16 protein-coding genes are annotated in these 15,449 nt (G+C 68.8%); 7 read left to right on the top strand and 9 right to left on the bottom strand.

The features are described from left to right. Positions 1–114 (top strand): integrase core domain-containing protein (locus tag E3O67_RS13275; protein ID WP_167726638.1); only part of this gene is annotated, 114 nt, incomplete at its 5' end. A gap of 68 nt (positions 115–182) precedes the next feature. On the opposite strand, the gene E3O67_RS13270 is transcribed toward E3O67_RS13275, so the two are convergent. From E3O67_RS13270 to gabT, 3 genes are all read right to left on the bottom strand, one after another. Next, positions 183–1,553 carry an NAD(P)/FAD-dependent oxidoreductase gene (locus E3O67_RS13270; protein ID WP_135102913.1) on the bottom strand — a complete coding sequence of 457 codons (1,371 nt, stop codon included), beginning with the start codon at positions 1,551–1,553 and terminating at the stop codon, positions 183–185. A gap of 60 nt (positions 1,554–1,613) precedes the next feature. Then, entirely contained in the window at positions 1,614–3,077 is a 1,464-nt protein-coding gene (locus E3O67_RS13265) for an NAD-dependent succinate-semialdehyde dehydrogenase (RefSeq protein ID WP_198417186.1), read from the bottom strand. 175 nt (positions 3,078–3,252) lie between these two features. Continuing rightward, on the bottom strand, positions 3,253–4,614 hold the full coding sequence (gabT, locus tag E3O67_RS13260; RefSeq protein ID WP_134430287.1) for a 4-aminobutyrate--2-oxoglutarate transaminase: 1,362 nt from the start codon (positions 4,612–4,614) through the stop codon (positions 3,253–3,255). 144 nt (positions 4,615–4,758) lie between these two features. Between gabT and E3O67_RS13255 the strand changes: the two genes are divergently transcribed. Both E3O67_RS13255 and E3O67_RS13250 read left to right on the top strand, forming a co-directional pair. Beyond that, complete coding sequence (locus E3O67_RS13255; RefSeq protein ID WP_135102909.1) at positions 4,759–6,321, top strand: PucR family transcriptional regulator; 1,563 nt, start codon at positions 4,759–4,761, stop codon at positions 6,319–6,321. A 65-nt stretch (positions 6,322–6,386) separates the two neighbouring features. Further along, positions 6,387–7,421, top strand: a complete 1,035-nt coding sequence (locus E3O67_RS13250) for a nitronate monooxygenase (RefSeq protein ID WP_135102908.1) — start codon at positions 6,387–6,389, stop codon at positions 7,419–7,421. A 240-nt stretch (positions 7,422–7,661) separates the two neighbouring features. Here E3O67_RS13250 and E3O67_RS13245 read toward each other — a convergent pair whose 3' ends face one another. Continuing rightward, entirely contained in the window at positions 7,662–8,339 is a 678-nt protein-coding gene (locus E3O67_RS13245) for a hypothetical protein (RefSeq protein ID WP_135102907.1), read from the bottom strand. A 78-nt stretch (positions 8,340–8,417) separates the two neighbouring features. On the opposite strand from E3O67_RS13245, the gene E3O67_RS13240 reads away from it, so the two are divergent. Beyond that, positions 8,418–9,293: an acyl-CoA thioesterase II gene (locus E3O67_RS13240; protein WP_241979267.1), complete on the top strand. Its 876-nt coding sequence runs from the start codon at positions 8,418–8,420 to the stop codon at positions 9,291–9,293. A gap of 65 nt (positions 9,294–9,358) precedes the next feature. Next, positions 9,359–9,772: a ubiquinol-cytochrome c reductase iron-sulfur subunit gene (locus tag E3O67_RS13235; RefSeq protein ID WP_135102906.1), complete on the top strand. Its 414-nt coding sequence runs from the start codon at positions 9,359–9,361 to the stop codon at positions 9,770–9,772. Positions 9,773–9,808: 36 nt separating this feature from the next. Here E3O67_RS13235 and E3O67_RS13230 read toward each other — a convergent pair whose 3' ends face one another. From E3O67_RS13230 to msrA, 5 genes are all read right to left on the bottom strand, one after another. After that, positions 9,809–10,303 carry a thioesterase family protein gene (locus tag E3O67_RS13230; RefSeq protein WP_134430273.1) on the bottom strand — a complete coding sequence of 165 codons (495 nt, stop codon included), beginning with the start codon at positions 10,301–10,303 and terminating at the stop codon, positions 9,809–9,811. An 8-nt stretch (positions 10,304–10,311) separates the two neighbouring features. Further along, entirely contained in the window at positions 10,312–11,994 is a 1,683-nt protein-coding gene (gene ettA / locus E3O67_RS13225) for an energy-dependent translational throttle protein EttA (protein ID WP_134430270.1), read from the bottom strand. 5 nt (positions 11,995–11,999) lie between these two features. Then, positions 12,000–12,533 carry a hypothetical protein gene (locus E3O67_RS13220; protein ID WP_241979266.1) on the bottom strand — a complete coding sequence of 178 codons (534 nt, stop codon included), beginning with the start codon at positions 12,531–12,533 and terminating at the stop codon, positions 12,000–12,002. 61 nt (positions 12,534–12,594) lie between these two features. Beyond that, positions 12,595–13,095: a single-stranded DNA-binding protein gene (locus E3O67_RS13215; RefSeq protein ID WP_135102905.1), complete on the bottom strand. Its 501-nt coding sequence runs from the start codon at positions 13,093–13,095 to the stop codon at positions 12,595–12,597. Positions 13,096–13,290: 195 nt separating this feature from the next. Further along, the gene (gene msrA / locus E3O67_RS13210; RefSeq protein WP_135102904.1) at positions 13,291–13,812 is read right to left on the bottom strand and encodes a peptide-methionine (S)-S-oxide reductase MsrA; all 522 of its coding nucleotides are present in this window, start codon (positions 13,810–13,812) and stop codon (positions 13,291–13,293) included. Between the two features lie 17 nt (positions 13,813–13,829). Here msrA and mgrA point away from each other — a divergent pair, with 17 nt between their 5' ends. Both mgrA and E3O67_RS13200 read left to right on the top strand, forming a co-directional pair. After that, on the top strand, positions 13,830–14,837 hold the full coding sequence (gene mgrA, locus E3O67_RS13205) for an L-glyceraldehyde 3-phosphate reductase (protein ID WP_134430261.1): 1,008 nt from the start codon (positions 13,830–13,832) through the stop codon (positions 14,835–14,837). Between the two features lie 255 nt (positions 14,838–15,092). After that, positions 15,093–15,332: a hypothetical protein gene (locus E3O67_RS13200; protein ID WP_135102903.1), complete on the top strand. Its 240-nt coding sequence runs from the start codon at positions 15,093–15,095 to the stop codon at positions 15,330–15,332. The last annotated feature ends 117 nt before the right edge of the window (positions 15,333–15,449 follow it).

The following is a 15,449-nucleotide window of genomic DNA, read 5'->3' as shown; positions in this document are numbered from 1 at the left end:
GCCGACGCATACCAAGACTGGATCCATAGCTACAATCACCACAGGCCCCATACCGGCATCGGCGGCAAATCACCCATCGACCGCGTTCACAACGTCAATGGGAAGTACAACTAGCGGCACCGAACCGGTCCCGTTGCTCGCTCCCGGCGCACCCTGACCGGACGGATGCCGCCGCGCCGGCCCTACCTGTCGAGCTCGGCGACGATCTCCGCGGCCGACTGGCGTCCCATTCGAATGGCACCGTCGACGTGCTGGTAGCCCTTTCCGGCGAGGTCGCTGCAGGAGAAGAAGATCGGGCCGACCGGGGTGCGCAGATCCGCGCCGAAACGGGCGAGTCCACCCAGGTCGAAGCTGGCCGCGTAGGCGCCGCGGGTCCACTCCTCGGTGCCCCAGTCGCTCTCGTAGTAGACGACCGGCGTCAGCGCCTTCTCACCGAAGTAGTGCGAGAGCGAGGTGAGGATGCGCTGCTTTCGTTCCTCGGCCGACACGGTGAACACGCCGTCGGCGGCCTCATCGGAGACGAAACCGACCAGGGTACCGCGCGGGTCGCCGAAGTTGGTGTTGTCGTAGGCCTCGTGGGAGAGCTCGTAGGGGCTGAAGGCCGTGCCGGAGAGGCCGTCCTCCCGCCAGAACGGGGTCTCGTAGACCGCGTGCACCTTGATCACGAAGCCCATCGACAGGTGCTGGTGCATCATCTGCTGGCGGCGCGGCAGCGGCGGGTCGAACGAGATCCGAGTGTAGAGCACGGGTGGCACGGCCACGATCACGCGGCGCGCGCGCACCTCGAGGTCGTCGGTGAGCACGGTCACCCCGGCGTCGCGCCAACGAACGGTGCGCGCGGCCTGGCCGAGGAAGACGTCGCCGCCGAGGTTCTCGGCCAGCAGGATCGGCACCCGCTGCAGGCCGCCCACGACCCGCTCGTCGAGGATGAAGTCGGCGTCGACGAGGTTGCTGAAGCTGCCGGCGCTGGCCGCCATCAGCAGCGCTTGCAGGGTGGAGAAGGCGTGGGCCGGCTTGGTCAGCATGGCACCCGCGATGAACAGGCTGATGTTGTCGCGGGCTTCCTGGTCGTCGGTCTCCTGCTCCAGCCAGCGGCGGAAGGAGATCTGGTCGAGTTCGACGGCGCGCGGGTGCGCCCACGGGCGGTCGGGGTCCATCTGGGCCACGAGTTCGTCAAGGGTGCCGATCAGGGCGACCATCTCGCGCTCGGTGGCGGCCGAGACGGGGAAGATCTCCCCCTCGAACCGGGTGCGCTCCCCCGACGCGTTGATGTAGACGCTTTCGCCCTCGCGGTACCGCGCGAAGGTCTCGAGGCCCAGCTCGGCGATGGTCTCCTTGAGCGCGTCCTGGTCGGGCGAGACCCATTGGCCGCCGATCTCGAGCATGGCGCCCTCGATGTCGTCGGTGTGGAGCCGGCCGCCGACCCTATCGCGCGCTTCGAGGACGGCCACGGTCAGGCCGGCCTTCCGCAGCTCGGTCGCGGCGGTCAGGCCCGTTGCGCCGGCGCCAATGATGACGATGTCACGTTCGATGATGCTCACGGAGTGCTCCAGTGCGTTCTTCAAGTGGGGAGAGGGAAATGATTGTGCAGGTGACGCGGGTGACGCGACCGGTCAGGAGACCGGGATGAGGGTGTACTTGGTGGACAGGTACTCCTGGATGCCCTCGAGCCCGCCCTCGCGGCCCAGACCGGACTGCTTGACCCCGCCGAACGGTGCCGCTGCATTGGAGACCAGGCCCGTGTTCAGGCCCATCATTCCGGTTTCAAGCTTGGCGATCATCCGCTGCCCGCGAGCGAGGTCCTGGGTGAAGACGTAGCTGATCAGGCCGTACTCGGTGGAATTGGCCAGGCGCACACCCTCGGCCTCGTCGGCGAAGGTGACGATGCCGACGACCGGGCCGAAGATCTCCTCGGTCAGGATGGCGCTGGCCGGGGCCACATTGGTCAGCACGGTCGGCTCGTAGAAGGAGCCGGGGCCTTCGGGGCGCTTGCCGCCGGCGAGCAGGGTGGCGCCCAGGGCCAGTGCGTCCTGCACGAGGGCGTCGGTGCCGGCGACGGCACTCTCGCTCACGAGCGGGCCGATGGTGACGCCGGTCTCGGTGCCACGGCCGATCTTCAGCGCGCCGACTCGCTCGGTGAGGCGCCGAGCGAATTCGGCGGCGACGGCCTCGTGCACGATGAAGCGGTTCGCCGCGGTGCAGGCCTGACCGATGTTGCGGAACTTGGCGAGCATCGCACCCTCGACGGCCTTGTCCAGGTCGGCGTCTTCGAAGACGACGAATGGAGCGTTGCCGCCGAGCTCCATCGAGGTGCGCAGCACACCCTCGGAGGCCTGCTGGATGAGCTTGCGGCCGACCGGGGTCGAACCGGTGAAGCTGAGTTTGCGCAGACGCGGGTCGGCGATGATCGGCCCGGCCACGGCGGAGGACGTCGACGTGGTGATCACGTTGACGACGCCGGCCGGCACCCCCGCGTCTTCGAGCAGCTGCACGAAGAAGAGGGTGGTCAGCGGGGTCAGTTCGGCGGGCTTCACGACGACCGTGCAACCGGCGGCGAGCGCGGGGGCGATCTTGCGAGTGGCCATGGCCAGCGGGAAGTTCCACGGGGTGATCAGCAGGCACGGGCCGACCGGGTGCTGGGAGACGACCATCGTGCCGGTGCCCTCCGGGTTCAACCCGTAGCGGCCGCCGACGCGCACGGCCTCCTCGCTGAACCAGCGCAGGAACTCACCGCCGTAGGTGACCTCACCATTGGCCTCGGCGAGAGGCTTGCCCATCTCCATGGTCATCAGCAGGGCGAAGTCGTCACGGCGCTCCTGCAGCAGGTCGAAGGCCCGGCGCAGAATCTCCGCCCGCGCACGCGGCGCGGTCGCCGCCCAGGACTCGGCCGCCTCGACGGCCGCGTCGAGGGCACGGATGCCATCAGCGGCATCCGCGTTCGCGATCCGTTTGAGCACGGCACCGGTCGCCGGATCGGTGACCTCGATGGCGGCGCCGCCGCCCTGCTGCCAGGTGCCGTTGATGTAGAGGCCGTCCGGGACGCGGGCGAGCAGTTCGGTTTCACGAGTGGACACGATGAGTCTCTTTCCGATGCGATGCGGGTGATGCGATGCGGGTGATGCGAATGGGGTGTGATCAGGGGTAGCGGTGCAGCAGGTGCGTTTCCGCCACCCTTCGCCGCGGCGTTCCCCCAGTATGACTGATCGCCCTGTACCCCCGTCGAGCGCGGGCAGCAGACCGCCGGGACCGGTTTCAGGCGGCGGCGAGTACGCTCCCCAGCACCTGCAGACCCTCGACGAGGAGGTCGTCGGGGATGCTCAGCGGCGGCAGGAAGCGGATCACGTTGCCGTAGGTGCCGCAGGTGAGCAGCACGACGCCCTGCGCGTGGGCGGCCGCCACGACGCGGCCGGTGAGGGCGGCATCCGGGTCGCCGGTCACCGGGTCGACCATTTCGATGGCGATCATGGCGCCGCGGCCGCGCACATCCCCCACGCGCTTGTCGACGGTTCGGATGGCGTTCAGCCGGCCGGTCAGGATGGCGCCGATTTCGCGGGCGCGCAGGGCCAGATTCTCGGTCTCGTAGCTGTGCATGGTGGCCAGGGCCGCGGCGCAGGCGAGCGGGTTCCCGCCGTAGGTGCCGCCGATGCCGCCGACCTGAGGTGCGTCCATGATCTCAGCGCGGCCGGTGACGGCGGACAGCGGCAGTCCGCCGGCGATGCCCTTGGCCAGCACCATGATGTCGGGCACGATGCCCTCATGGTTGCTGGCGAACAAATCGCCGGTCCGGGCGAAGCCGGTCTGCACCTCGTCGGCAATGAATACGACCCGGTTGGCGCGGCACCAGTCCACCAGGGTGGGCAGAAAGCCGGGCGCGGGCACGATGAAGCCGCCCTCACCCTGGATAGGCTCGATGATCAGCGCGGCCAGGTTGTCGGCACCGATCTGCTTCTCGATCTGGGCGATGGCCCGCTTCGCGGCCCCGACACCGTCGAGGCCGGCGTCGCGGTAGGGGTACGACGTCGGTGCGCGGTAGATCTCCGCGGCGAACGGGCCGAAGCCGTTCTTGTAGGGGAGGTTCTTCGCGGTCAAACCCATGGTCAGGGTGGTGCGGCCGTGATAGGCGTGGTCGAACGCGACGACGGCCTGCTTGCCGGTGTAGTGGCGGGCGATCTTGACGGCGTTCTCCACGGCCTCGGCGCCGGAGTTGAACAGGGCGCTGCGCTTCGCGTGGTCGCCCGGAGTGATCCGGTTGAGCGTCTCAGCCACCTCGATGTAGGAGTCGTAGGGCGTGACGGTGAAGCAGGTGTGCGTGAACTGGGCGAGCTGCGCCGCCACGGCCGCCACGACCTCGGGGGCGCTGTTGCCGATGCCGGTCACGGCGATACCGCTGCCGAGGTCGATCAGCGAGTTGCCGTCGACGTCCACGAGCACGCCGCCGCCGGCCGCGACGATGTAGGCAGGCAGGGTGACGCCGACGCCGGCGGAGACGGCCTCGCTCTTACGACGGCTGAGCTCCTGGGACTTCGGGCCGGGGATGGCGGTGACCAGGCGTCGTTCCTGGGGAAGGGACGGTCCACCGACCGGGATCACGGAAAGGGCGTCTACGAGGGTCACGGCTGCTCCAGTTCTCTGGCTGTCGCATCGGCGAGGGGCCGGCGGCAATGCCAATTCCAGAAGGTTACGCAGGGCGACCACCCACGGCATCCGCCACCGTGTACAACTCCCTCGTGACCTTTCGCCACCGTGTACACTCGTCGCATGGCTCCGTCTACGGCACCGCCGCCTCTGCCCACCCTGCGCCGTCTGCTGGCCCAGCCCGGGCTCCAGCTGCGGCTGCTCACTTCCGAGCAGGAGCTACCCGCCCACGCGCTCGACCAGCCCGTGGAGTGGGTGCACAGCTCCGACCTGGGCGACCCGACGCCCTTCCTCTCTGCCAGCCAGGTGCTGCTCACCACCGGCACCCAGTTCGCCGACCCGGCGACGGATGCCTACTACCGCGACTATGTTCGCCGGCTCACGGCCCGCGGAATCGCCTGTCTCGGCTTCGGCACCGAGGTCGTACGCGCCGGCACACCGGAGGCCCTCGTCGCGGCCTGCCTGGCCGAAGGGCTCACGCTGGTCGAGGTGCCCTACGACACACCTTTCATCGCGGTGGCCCGCGCGGCTGGCGACCTGGTCGCCGAGTTGCGCTACGCCCGCAACACCTGGGCTCAGGGTGCCCAACGCGCCATCTCGCACGCGGCCCTGCGACCCGACGGCCTGAGCAACATCCTCAGCGAGCTGTCCCGGCAGCTAGGCCACTGGGTGGCGCTCTTCGACGCGGGCGGCGCGCTCGACCGGGTCTTCCCCCGCGACGCATTCTCCGGCGCCGACGCCTCCCCGGCCCTGCCGCAGGTGCAGGCGGAGGCCGGCCGCCTGCTCCGTCGCGGGCAACGGGCCGGCACCACCCTCGACGAGGGCGGCGAGACGCTGACCCTGCAGACGCTGGGGCGGCAGGGCCGACTGCGCGGGGTGCTGGCCCTCGGCGGTGCCACCGAACTCGACCAGGCCAGCCAACAGGTGGTGACCAGCGTCGTCGCCCTCGCCGGGCTCGCGCTCGAGCAGAACAGCGCCCAGGATCGCGCCCGCGGGCACCTGAGGTCCGGGCTGCTGCAGGCGCTGCTCGGCGGCGAGCTGCCGCTGGTGCAGAGAATCTCCCGGGAGCTCTGGGGCACCCTTCCGGCCGAGCCGGTGCGGGTCGCCGTACTCTCCCCGCCGCCCGAGCGCCTGGACGCCCTCGCCGAACTGCTCGAACTGCGGGTCGAGGAGCGCCCCGGACACCTTTTCTTCGCCCGCGACGGCCGCCAGATGCTGCTGGTCGTCGACCCCGCCGTCGAGCCGCTGCTCACCGAACTGGTGGGCTTCGGCCTGCACGTGGGCGTCTCCGACCGGAGCGACTACGGCGCCCTGCCGCATGCGGTGGTCCAGGCCCGGCAGGCGCTCGAGCGCGCCCACGAGGGTGCGGTCGGAATCGTCGACTTCGAGGTCATCTCGCGACAGGGGGTGCTCGCCTTCCTGGCCCGAACTGATGCCTCGGAAGTCGGCCGCGCCACCCTCCAGCCGCTCTCGGACCACGATGCCTCGCACGGCACCGCCCTCCTCCCGACCCTGCGGGTCTGGCTCGAGCACAACGGCCAGTTCGGCCCGGCCGCGACGGAACTCGGCGTGCACCGGCACACCGTTCGTGCCCGGATCAGCCACGCCGAGCAGCTGCTCGGCCGCGACCTGGGAGCCTTCCACGCCCGCGCCGACCTCTGGGCGGCGCTCCTGGCGGCGGGCTAGCCGTACTGCTAGCACGGACACACCATACGCACTGCGCAGCACGCACCAAACACTGGGGAGAGACCATGTTCAGCCTGACAGACCTTCACGTTCCGATCATCGCCGCGCCCATGGCCGGTGGCGCATCCACCCCAGAGCTCGTGCGCAGCGTCAGCGCGGAGGGCGGCCTCGGCTTCCTCGCCGCGGGGTACAAGACCCCGGATGCGCTGGCCTGGCAGATCACCGATGTGCAGCGGAGTTCACGACGACCGTTCGGCGTAAACGTGTTCGTCCCCGCGCCACCGCTCACCGATCGGACCGGAGTCGAGGCCTACCGCCAGGAACTGGAGGGGACAGCACGGGAGCACGGTGTGGGATTGCCCCCGACCCGGGACGCGGACGATGACGGGTTCTCCGGCAAGGTGGCCCTTCTCATCGAGCAACAGGTCCCCGTGGTGTCGTTCACCTTCGGGTTGCCGCCGGCCGAGGCGGTGGACGGGCTTCACGCCGTCGACTCATGCGTGATCGCCACCGTCACCTCGGTTCGGGAGGCGGTGCTCGCGGCGGAACGCGGAGTCGACGTGCTCTGCGTGCAGGGTCCGGAGGCAGGCGGACACCGGGCGACCTTCACGACGGCCGAGGAACCGGGGACCACTCCTCTGCCGGACCTGATCTCCGCCATTCTGGAACTGTCGAAGCTTCCGCTCATCGCGGCCGGGGGCATCCGCTCCGGCGCCGGGATCGCGGCGCTCCTAGCGGCCGGAGCGCATGCCGTGCAACTGGGCACGGCGTTCCTCCGCACCGAGGAGTCCGGCGCTCACCAGGCGCACAAGGACGCTCTCGTCAACCCGAACTTCGATCGCACCGTGGTCACGCGCGCGTTCTCCGGGCGTCCGGCGCGGGGGCTGCGCAACGCGTTCATCGCCGAGCACGACACCACCGCGCCCCGGGCGTATCCCCAGGTGCACCACCTCACGAGCGGCCTCCGGGCGGATGCGGGTCGACGCGGAGACCCCGACGGGCTTGCCCTCTGGGCCGGAACCGGGTTCCGCGCTGCACGGGACGAACCGGCGTCGGTCGTGCTCGCCCGGCTCTGGCAGGACACCAGCCGAGCTGAATGAGTGTCTGACGCTGAACCAATTCGACGGAGATTTTAGTGTCTAAGCCGGTTTTCGGCCAGTTTCAGGCCGATCGAGGCAAAATCTCCGTCGAATTCGTTCGAGGCAGAGTGCGAACACTGCCACGCGAAACAGGTGGCCAGCGGGCCAGCGCCTCGGCAAACCGGCGGGCGAGCGGGCCAGCGCCTCGGCAAACCGGCGGGCGATCGGGCCAGCGGCTCGGCAAACCGGCGGCTCAGCGGCTCAGCGGCTCAGCGACCAGGGCTTGCGACGCACGAGGATGTGGCCGCGGCTCGTGCTCAGCCGAGTCCACAGGCCCGTCTCGAACAGGCGCACGGGTTCGTCCTTCGGCAGGAAGCCGAGACTGACCGCCGCGAAGGCGGCGCCGGCCGGCACGATCTCCAGGCCGGGGATGGGGCGGCTCCAGACCTCGGAGCGCACCCGCTGCACGATCTGCCCGCCGGTCCCGGCCGGGATGACGGCGGCGACCTCCTCGATGCCGGCCTGGGCGGCGCCGTCGAGCAATGCGGCATCCGTTTCACCGAGCAGGGTCCAGCCGCCCTGGGGCGGAGAGATGCCGGCCCAGGTCACGGTGGTCACTTCAAGGGGCACGGTGACGGCCACCGGCACCTCCTCCGCCCGCACGGCCGCGGTCAGTCGGGCGAGGCGGTCCAGCAGGGAGCGCACGGGCACGACGGCGTCGAGCTCGACCGGCGCGGTGAGCGCGAAGGTGCGCAGGCCCAGAACCGTGGGGCTGGAGTCGAGGAGACCGCGGGGATAGAGGATCGCGGTGTACACGGCGAGCACCCCTGCGGCCTGCATCAGGCGCACGGAACCGTCTTCCACCCGGCTGGCACGGGACAGGTACACCTGGAGGTCGCGAAGGGACAGGGAGTCTGGGAGAGAAAATGACTTGCTCATCTGCTCCTAAACTACCAAGGTACGGCGGGCATCACAGCGACGCCCCGACACGTAACGCCACGCGCCTGAGGAGGCCACATGGACTTGCCGATGGAGGGCCTTCTGGCCGCCCTGGACCTCACCGACACCGGCGCACGCACCAGCGAAGACATCTTCACCGGACCGTCGCAGTGGATGCCGCTCGGCCGGGTTTTCGGCGGTCAGGTGCTCGCCCAGTCCCTGGTGGCGGCGATGCGCACGGTGCCCGACGACCGTCATGTGCATTCGATGCACGGCTACTTCCTGCGTCCCGGCGACGTGGGCCAGCCGATCACGTTCTCCGTCGACCGCATCCACGACGGCCGTTCGTTCTCCACCCGCCGCACGCAGGCCTATCAGGACGGGCACCCGATCCTGTCGATGATCGCCTCGTTCCAGGACGAGGATGAGGGTCTCGAGCACCAGATCGAGATGCCGGCCGACATGCCCGAACCCGAGTCCCTGCCGACCGCCGCGGATGCCCTCGCCCAGGTCGACCACTCCATCGCCCGGTACTGGGCGAACGAACGCCCGTTCGACATGAGGCACCTACCGTCGCCCATCTACCTCAAGGTGAACGGCGAGCACACTTCCCGCCAGGCCGTGTGGATGAAGACCATGGGCCCGCTGCCCGACGACCCGGACCTGCATCGCGCCGCCCTGGCCTACGCCAGCGACTACTCGATCATGGAGCCCGTCATGCGCCGCCACGGCGTCGCCTGGGCCACCCCGGGCCTCAAGGTCGCGAGTCTGGACCACGCCATGTGGTTCCACCGTTTCGGCCGGGTCGACGAGTGGATGCTCTACGTGCAGGATTCCCCGACCGCCCAGGGCGGGCGTGGGCTCTCCACCGGCAGCATCTACAGCCGGGCGGGCCTGCTCCTGGCCACCGTCGCACAGGAGGGCATGCTGCGCGTGCCCACGAACGCGGAGTAGATTCTCAGAACGGTCTTCATCCGCACGCCCCCGACCGACCCCGCAGGCCCCGACCGAGGAGAACCATGACGAATGCCACCGACATCTCCCGCCGCACCGCCCTCCTGCTCGGAACGGCAGGGACCGCCGTTGCACTGGTCGGGTGCGGCACGGGTGGGGCGGATGACTCCGGCACCAGCGACAACGGGCCCGTCGAGATCACCAAGCTCGCGGACATTCCCGTGGGCGGATCGATCGAGGCTTCCCTCGACGGCAAGCCGATCCTGATCAGCCAGCCCACCGCCGGCACCGTGGTGGCGTTCAGCGCCATTTGCACGCACCAGGGATGCGTGGTCAAGCCCGTGGAAAACGAGTTCGATTGCCCCTGCCACGGCTCGAAGTTCGACCCGACTACCGGCGAAGCCCTTGCCGGGCCGGCGACCACGCCGCTGGCGACGGTGAAGGTCACCGTCACCGGCGACGCGGTCATGGCCGGTTGAGCCGAACCGTTCTGCCCGGTCTGTTTCGGGGCTGCCCTACTCCGCCGGCACGCTCGCACGGCGGGTGAACCGGATGGGCTCGTCCACGTACGGAGCCCAGGCGGCCCGCTCGACCTCGTTGATCTTGCGGGGCCGCTCGGTCGCGGCGTCGACCAACACGATCGTGGTGCTCGCCTGCGCGAAGAGGACCGCCGGCTCCAGGCCGATCGGGGTCCACACCTCGTAGCAGACCTCGAGGCTGGCGCCGCCGAGCTTTCCGAGCCAGAGACGGATGTCCAGAGGCTGCCTCAGATACGGGATCGGAGCCAGGTACTCGGCCTCCATTCGCGCGATCAGTGTCAGCGTCGCTGCGCCCGGGCGCCCGTCCAGCACCGCGGTGCCGGCGAATGCCCCGGGCCCGTCGCCGTCTTCATCCGGCCAGAACGCCTGGATGCGCGCATCCTCGAGCACACGCAAGAGCTCGGCGTTGTTGACGTGACCGTAGGCGTCCAGGTCCGACCAGCGCAGCTTGACCGGCACATGCAGCTTCATCGTGGGCCCTAGTCGCGGGTCAGCTTGCGGTACGCGGAGCGGTGCGGCTTCGCGGCATCCGGACCGAGGCGCTCGATCTTGTTCTGCTCGTACGACTCGAAGTTCCCCTCGAACCAGTACCAGTTCGCCGGGTCTTCGTCGGTGCCCTCATAGGAGAGGATGTGCGTGGCGATGCGGTCGAGGAACCACCGGTCGTGAGTGATGACCACGGCGCAGCCGGGGAATTCGAGGAGCGCGTTCTCGAGTGAGCCGAGCGTCTCGACGTCCAGGTCGTTGGTGGGCTCGTCGAGCAGCAGCAGGTTGCCGCCCTGCTTGAGAGTGAGGGCCAGGTTGAGGCGGTTGCGCTCACCGCCGGAGAGCACGCCGGCCTTCTTCTGCTGGTCGGGGCCCTTGAACCCGAACGTGGACACGTAGGCCCGCGACGGAATCTCGGTCTTGCCGACCTGGATATAGTCCTGGCCGTCGGAGACGACCTCCCACAGCGACTTGTTCGGGTCGATGCCGGCGCGGCTCTGGTCGACGTAGGAGATGTCGACCGTCTCACCGATCTTCAGCTCACCCTGGTCGAGCGGCTCGAGCCCGACGATGGTCTTGAACAGCGTGGTCTTCCCCACGCCGTTGGGGCCGATGATGCCGACGATGCCGTTTCGCGGGAGTGTGAAGGAAAGGTCCTCGATCAGAACCCGGTCGCCGAATCCCTTCTTGACCTTCTTGGCGTCGATGACCTGGGCGCCGAGGCGCGGGCCGACGGGAATCTGGATTTCTTCGAAGTCGAGCTTGCGAGTGCTCTCCGCAGCCGCCGCCATCTCTTCGTAGCGGGCGAGGCGCGCCTTCGACTTCGCCTGGCGGCCCTTCGCGTTCGAGCGCACCCATTCGAGCTCGTCCGCGAGGCGCTTGGCCATCTTCGCGTCCTTCTTGCCCGCGATCATCAGTCGTTCCTGCTTCTTCTCGAGATAGGTCGAGTAGTTGCCCTCGTAGGGGTACAGGTGGCCACGGTCGACTTCGGCGATCCACTCGGCCACGTGATCGAGGAAGTACCGGTCGTGGGTGACGGCCAGAACGGCGCCGGCGTACTGGGCCAGGTGCTGTTCGAGCCAGAGCACGCTCTCGGCGTCGAGGTGGTTGGTGGGCTCGTCGAGGAGGAGCAGGTCGGGCTTCTGCAGCAGCAGCTTGGTCAGCGCCACGCGACGCTTCTCACCACCGGAGAGGTCGGCCACGGCGTAGTCGCCCGGCGGGGTACGGAGGGCGTCCATGGCCTGCTCGAGCTGGGAGTCTAGATCCCAGGCGTCGGCGGCGTCGATGGCCTCCTGCAGCGTGCCCATTTCGGCCAGCAGCGCGTCGAAGTCCGCATCGGGTTCGGCGAGCGCGAGGCTGATCTCGTTGAAGCGGTCGACCTTGGCCTTGATCGGGCCGACGCCTTCCTGCACGTTCTCAAGGACCGTCTTGGTCTCGTCGAGCTCGGGCTCCTGCATCAGGATGCCGACGGAGTAGCCGGGCGAGAGCTTTGCCTCGCCGTTGCTGGGGGTGTCCAGCCCGGCCATGATCTTCAGGATCGTGGACTTACCCGCGCCGTTCGGCCCCACGATACCGATTTTGGCGCCCGGGAAGAATGACATGGTGACGTCGTCGAGGATCAGCTTGTCGCCGACCGCCTTGCGAGCGCGGACCATCGTGTAGATAAATTCAGCCATAGTGTCTACCAGTCTATTTGCCGCGTGGCCCCGACCAGACACGTTCCCGATGCAAGGATCGCCGTCACCGTGCTGTGGTAGCCGTCCGTTGCCGGTCCGTTCTGCCCGATCAGGCATTCCCCGTTGAACCGAACGGAGAATTGGATCGAGTCCGCGGCCAGGTCGATGTTGGTCTCGTCGAAGGTGACCTCCATCTCCGCCTTGTCGAAGCCCGCGGCCACCAGCGCGTCCACGAACGCCCGCCCGCCTGCGTTCTCGTCGCCGGCCACGACCTTGGTCGCGACGGTGTCGAAGTAGTCCAGGTTCGCCGCGGCGTCCTTCCCCGGCTGCAGCGCCGGGGCGGGGGCAGCCGTCGCGCTCGGTGCCGGAGTGTCCGTCGCCGAGGCAGTGGCGGGCGCCGACGGTGTTGCGTCGGGCACCGCCGAACAGGCCGCCAGGCTCACACCGACCGCCAGCCCGAGCACGAGCGAGCCCCAGGCGCGTCCGAAACGGATGCCGGTTCGGCGCCTCCGGGGTACCCGATCTGATCCTGCCGGCACGTGATCCTTCCGCGACCGCGGTGCGGCCAGACCTCCGAGTCTGCCAGATCCGCGAGCGCCCCTAGGAATCGACCCCGACCAGTGCCGCGGGCTCTGCCTCGCCGCCCAGCCGAGGTGCGTCGTCGCTGTCCGACGGTAGAAAGCCATCGGTCGGCTCGGTCTGCTCGGTCGGCTCGGTCGGATGTGGTGCGGAAGCCGCGCCGGGCGGCGGCGAGCGCGTGTACACCGTGCTGCACCAGGCCAGGTCGTGCCCGACGGTCTCGGCCTCGACCTCGACCGAGGTGCCGTTGCGGTCGGCGTTTTCCCAGGGCCGGATGCGCAACCGCCCGGCGACGACCACGTGCTCCCCCTTCCGCACCGAGCTCACCACATTGTGGGCGAGCTGCCTGAAGGAGGAGACCGTATACCAGTTGGTCTCGGCGTCGACCCAGGACTGTTTGACCCGGTCGAAGCGGCGCTGGCTGGACGCCAGCCGAAACGAGGTGATGGCCAGTCCGGAACTGGTCACGAGGTGACGGGGCGTGGTGGCCACGATTCCGGTCACAGTGATGGTGTCGCTCATTGCGGTCTCCCTCATCCAGCGGGCCCCGGACGCATGCCCGGAACACGCGACCTGGGAGCGACGGCTCGTGCCTGTCTCCGCCGCCCCCCAGATCACGTTCTCCGAGTGTGCGGCGGCAGAATGACGCGCGGGGCGGTCATCCGGAACCTGTGCTTGATGACTGCCCCGCGCGCCTGGGGAGGGTTGGACGAGCCGCTAGAGCAGGTACCCGGCGTAGGACTTGCGGATCTTGTTAACCTTGGGCACCGCGACGGCCATGCAGTAGCCCTGGCCGGGGTTTTTCGCGAAGAAGTCCTGGTGGTAGTCCTCCGCCACGAAGTACTCGCCGAGCGGCTCGATCGTCGTGACGATGCCGTCGCCCCACCATTCGGCGGCGCGAGTGCGAGCCGTTTCGAAGAGCTGCTTCTGCTCGTCGTCGGTGTAGAACATGGCCGACCGGTACTGTGCGCCCACGTCGGCGCCCTGGCGGTTCAGCTGGGTCGGGTCGTGCAGTGTGAAGAACACGTCGAGGATGACGCTGGCCGGGATGACCTCCGGCTCGAACGTCACGGCGATGGCCTCGGCATGGCCGGTGCGGCCCGAGCACACCGACTCATACGTGGGCCTCTGAGACTCGCCTCCGGTATAGCCGGAGACCACCTCACTCACGCCACGTAACACCCGATACACAGCATCGAGACACCAGAAACATCCACCTGCGACCACAAAAGTTTGCACCCCCCTAGAGTAACGGCATGACCTTCGTACCAGCTCCGAACCGCTATGCCGACATGACCTACCGCCGCACCGGACGGAGCGGCCTCAAGCTGCCGGCGCTGTCCCTCGGCCTCTGGCACAACTTCGGCCACGAGCGCCCGATCGAGCCACAACGCGCCATCCTGAGGCGTGCTTTCGACTTGGGGGTCACCCACTTCGACCTGGCCAACAACTACGGCCCTCCTCCCGGGGCCGCCGAGACCAACTTCGGCCGCATCTTTGCCGAGGACTTCCGCGCCTACCGGGACGAGATGATCATCTCCAGCAAGGCCGGCTACGACATGTGGCCCGGCCCCTACGGCGATTTCGGCTCCCGCAAGTACCTGCTCTCCTCCCTCGACGCGAGCCTGGGCCGGCTCGGCGTCGACTACGTCGACATCTTCTACTCGCACCGCCCCGACCCGGAGACGCCGATCGAGGAGACCATGGGCGCGCTGGCGTCGGCGGTGCAGCAGGGCAAGGCGCTGTATGTGGGCATCTCCAGCTACACGCCCGAGCAGACGCGGGCGGCGGCGACGGCGCTGGCCGAGCACAGGATCCCGCTGCTGATCCACCAGCCGCGCTACTCGATGTTCGACCGGCACGTCGAAGACGGGCTCTTCCCCGTGCTCGACGAGCTCGGCATGGGCAGTATCGTGTTCTCGCCCCTCGCGCAGGGTCTGCTCACCGACCGTTACCTGGACGGGTCCGTGCCGGCCGGCTCGCGGGTCGCGACGAGCGGTTTTCTTTCGGAAGAGGTGCTCACGGACACCTACCTGGGCCGTGCCCGTGCCCTCAATGCGATCGCCGCCGAACGCGGCCAGACGCTGGCCCAGCTGGCGGTAACCTGGATCCTGCGCCAGCCATCCGTCACCAGCGTGCTGGTCGGCGCGAGCAGCGTGAACCAGCTCGAGCAGACCGTGGCCGCGCTCGATGCCCCGGCCCTGACTCAGGGCGAGATCGACGCGATCGAACCGTACGCTGTGCACGGCACCGGACTGGGCTGAACCACCTGGGCTACCTCTACGCTCTCCTCGCGGCGATCAGCCTGCTGCCGGTGGGCATCGCCCTGATGATCGAATTCACCGGCGTGCTGCTCGTCGCCCTGGTGGCCCGGTTCCTACCGGGTCGTGGACCTCGACCTGGCCAGCCAGGACATGGCCCTGCTGAACGGGCCTCCGCGCTAACGCCGCAGCGATGTCGGCAGCTCTCCATAGCCTGAGGGGACCATCACCCCTGAACGGTTGACCTCGGAGGAATTCATGTCGGCACCAGCGTCCGCACCACCCCGCCTGCCGGTCATCCGCGGCCTGCTGCTCGTTCCCGTGAAAGACGGCCTCTGGCGGGTCTCGAATCCGTCCGGCATGGTCCTCGGACACATCGAGCGGCGCACCGAGGCCGACGGCGACCGCTTCTCCGCTCGTCGCCTGCTTGCCGCCAGCCGAACGATGAACGTCGGTTCGTTCTGGCGCATCGACGACGCGGTGGACTGCTTCCGCTGACGGGGCGCACCTCCTCGCGGGGCACGCCGCGCCGCTCCCGGAGAACGGGCCGAGACGCCGGTAAAGTGCGCTCATGCAGTGGTGGAATAATTTCGTATCCTGGCTCACGGCAGCCAG

This window comes from Cryobacterium sp. TMT3-29-2 (assembly GCF_004564305.1).
GTDB lineage: Bacteria > Actinomycetota > Actinomycetes > Actinomycetales > Microbacteriaceae > Cryobacterium > Cryobacterium sinapicolor.
The sequence above is the reverse complement of the archived record's forward strand: the minus strand, read 5'-3'. Positions and strand labels throughout refer to the sequence as shown.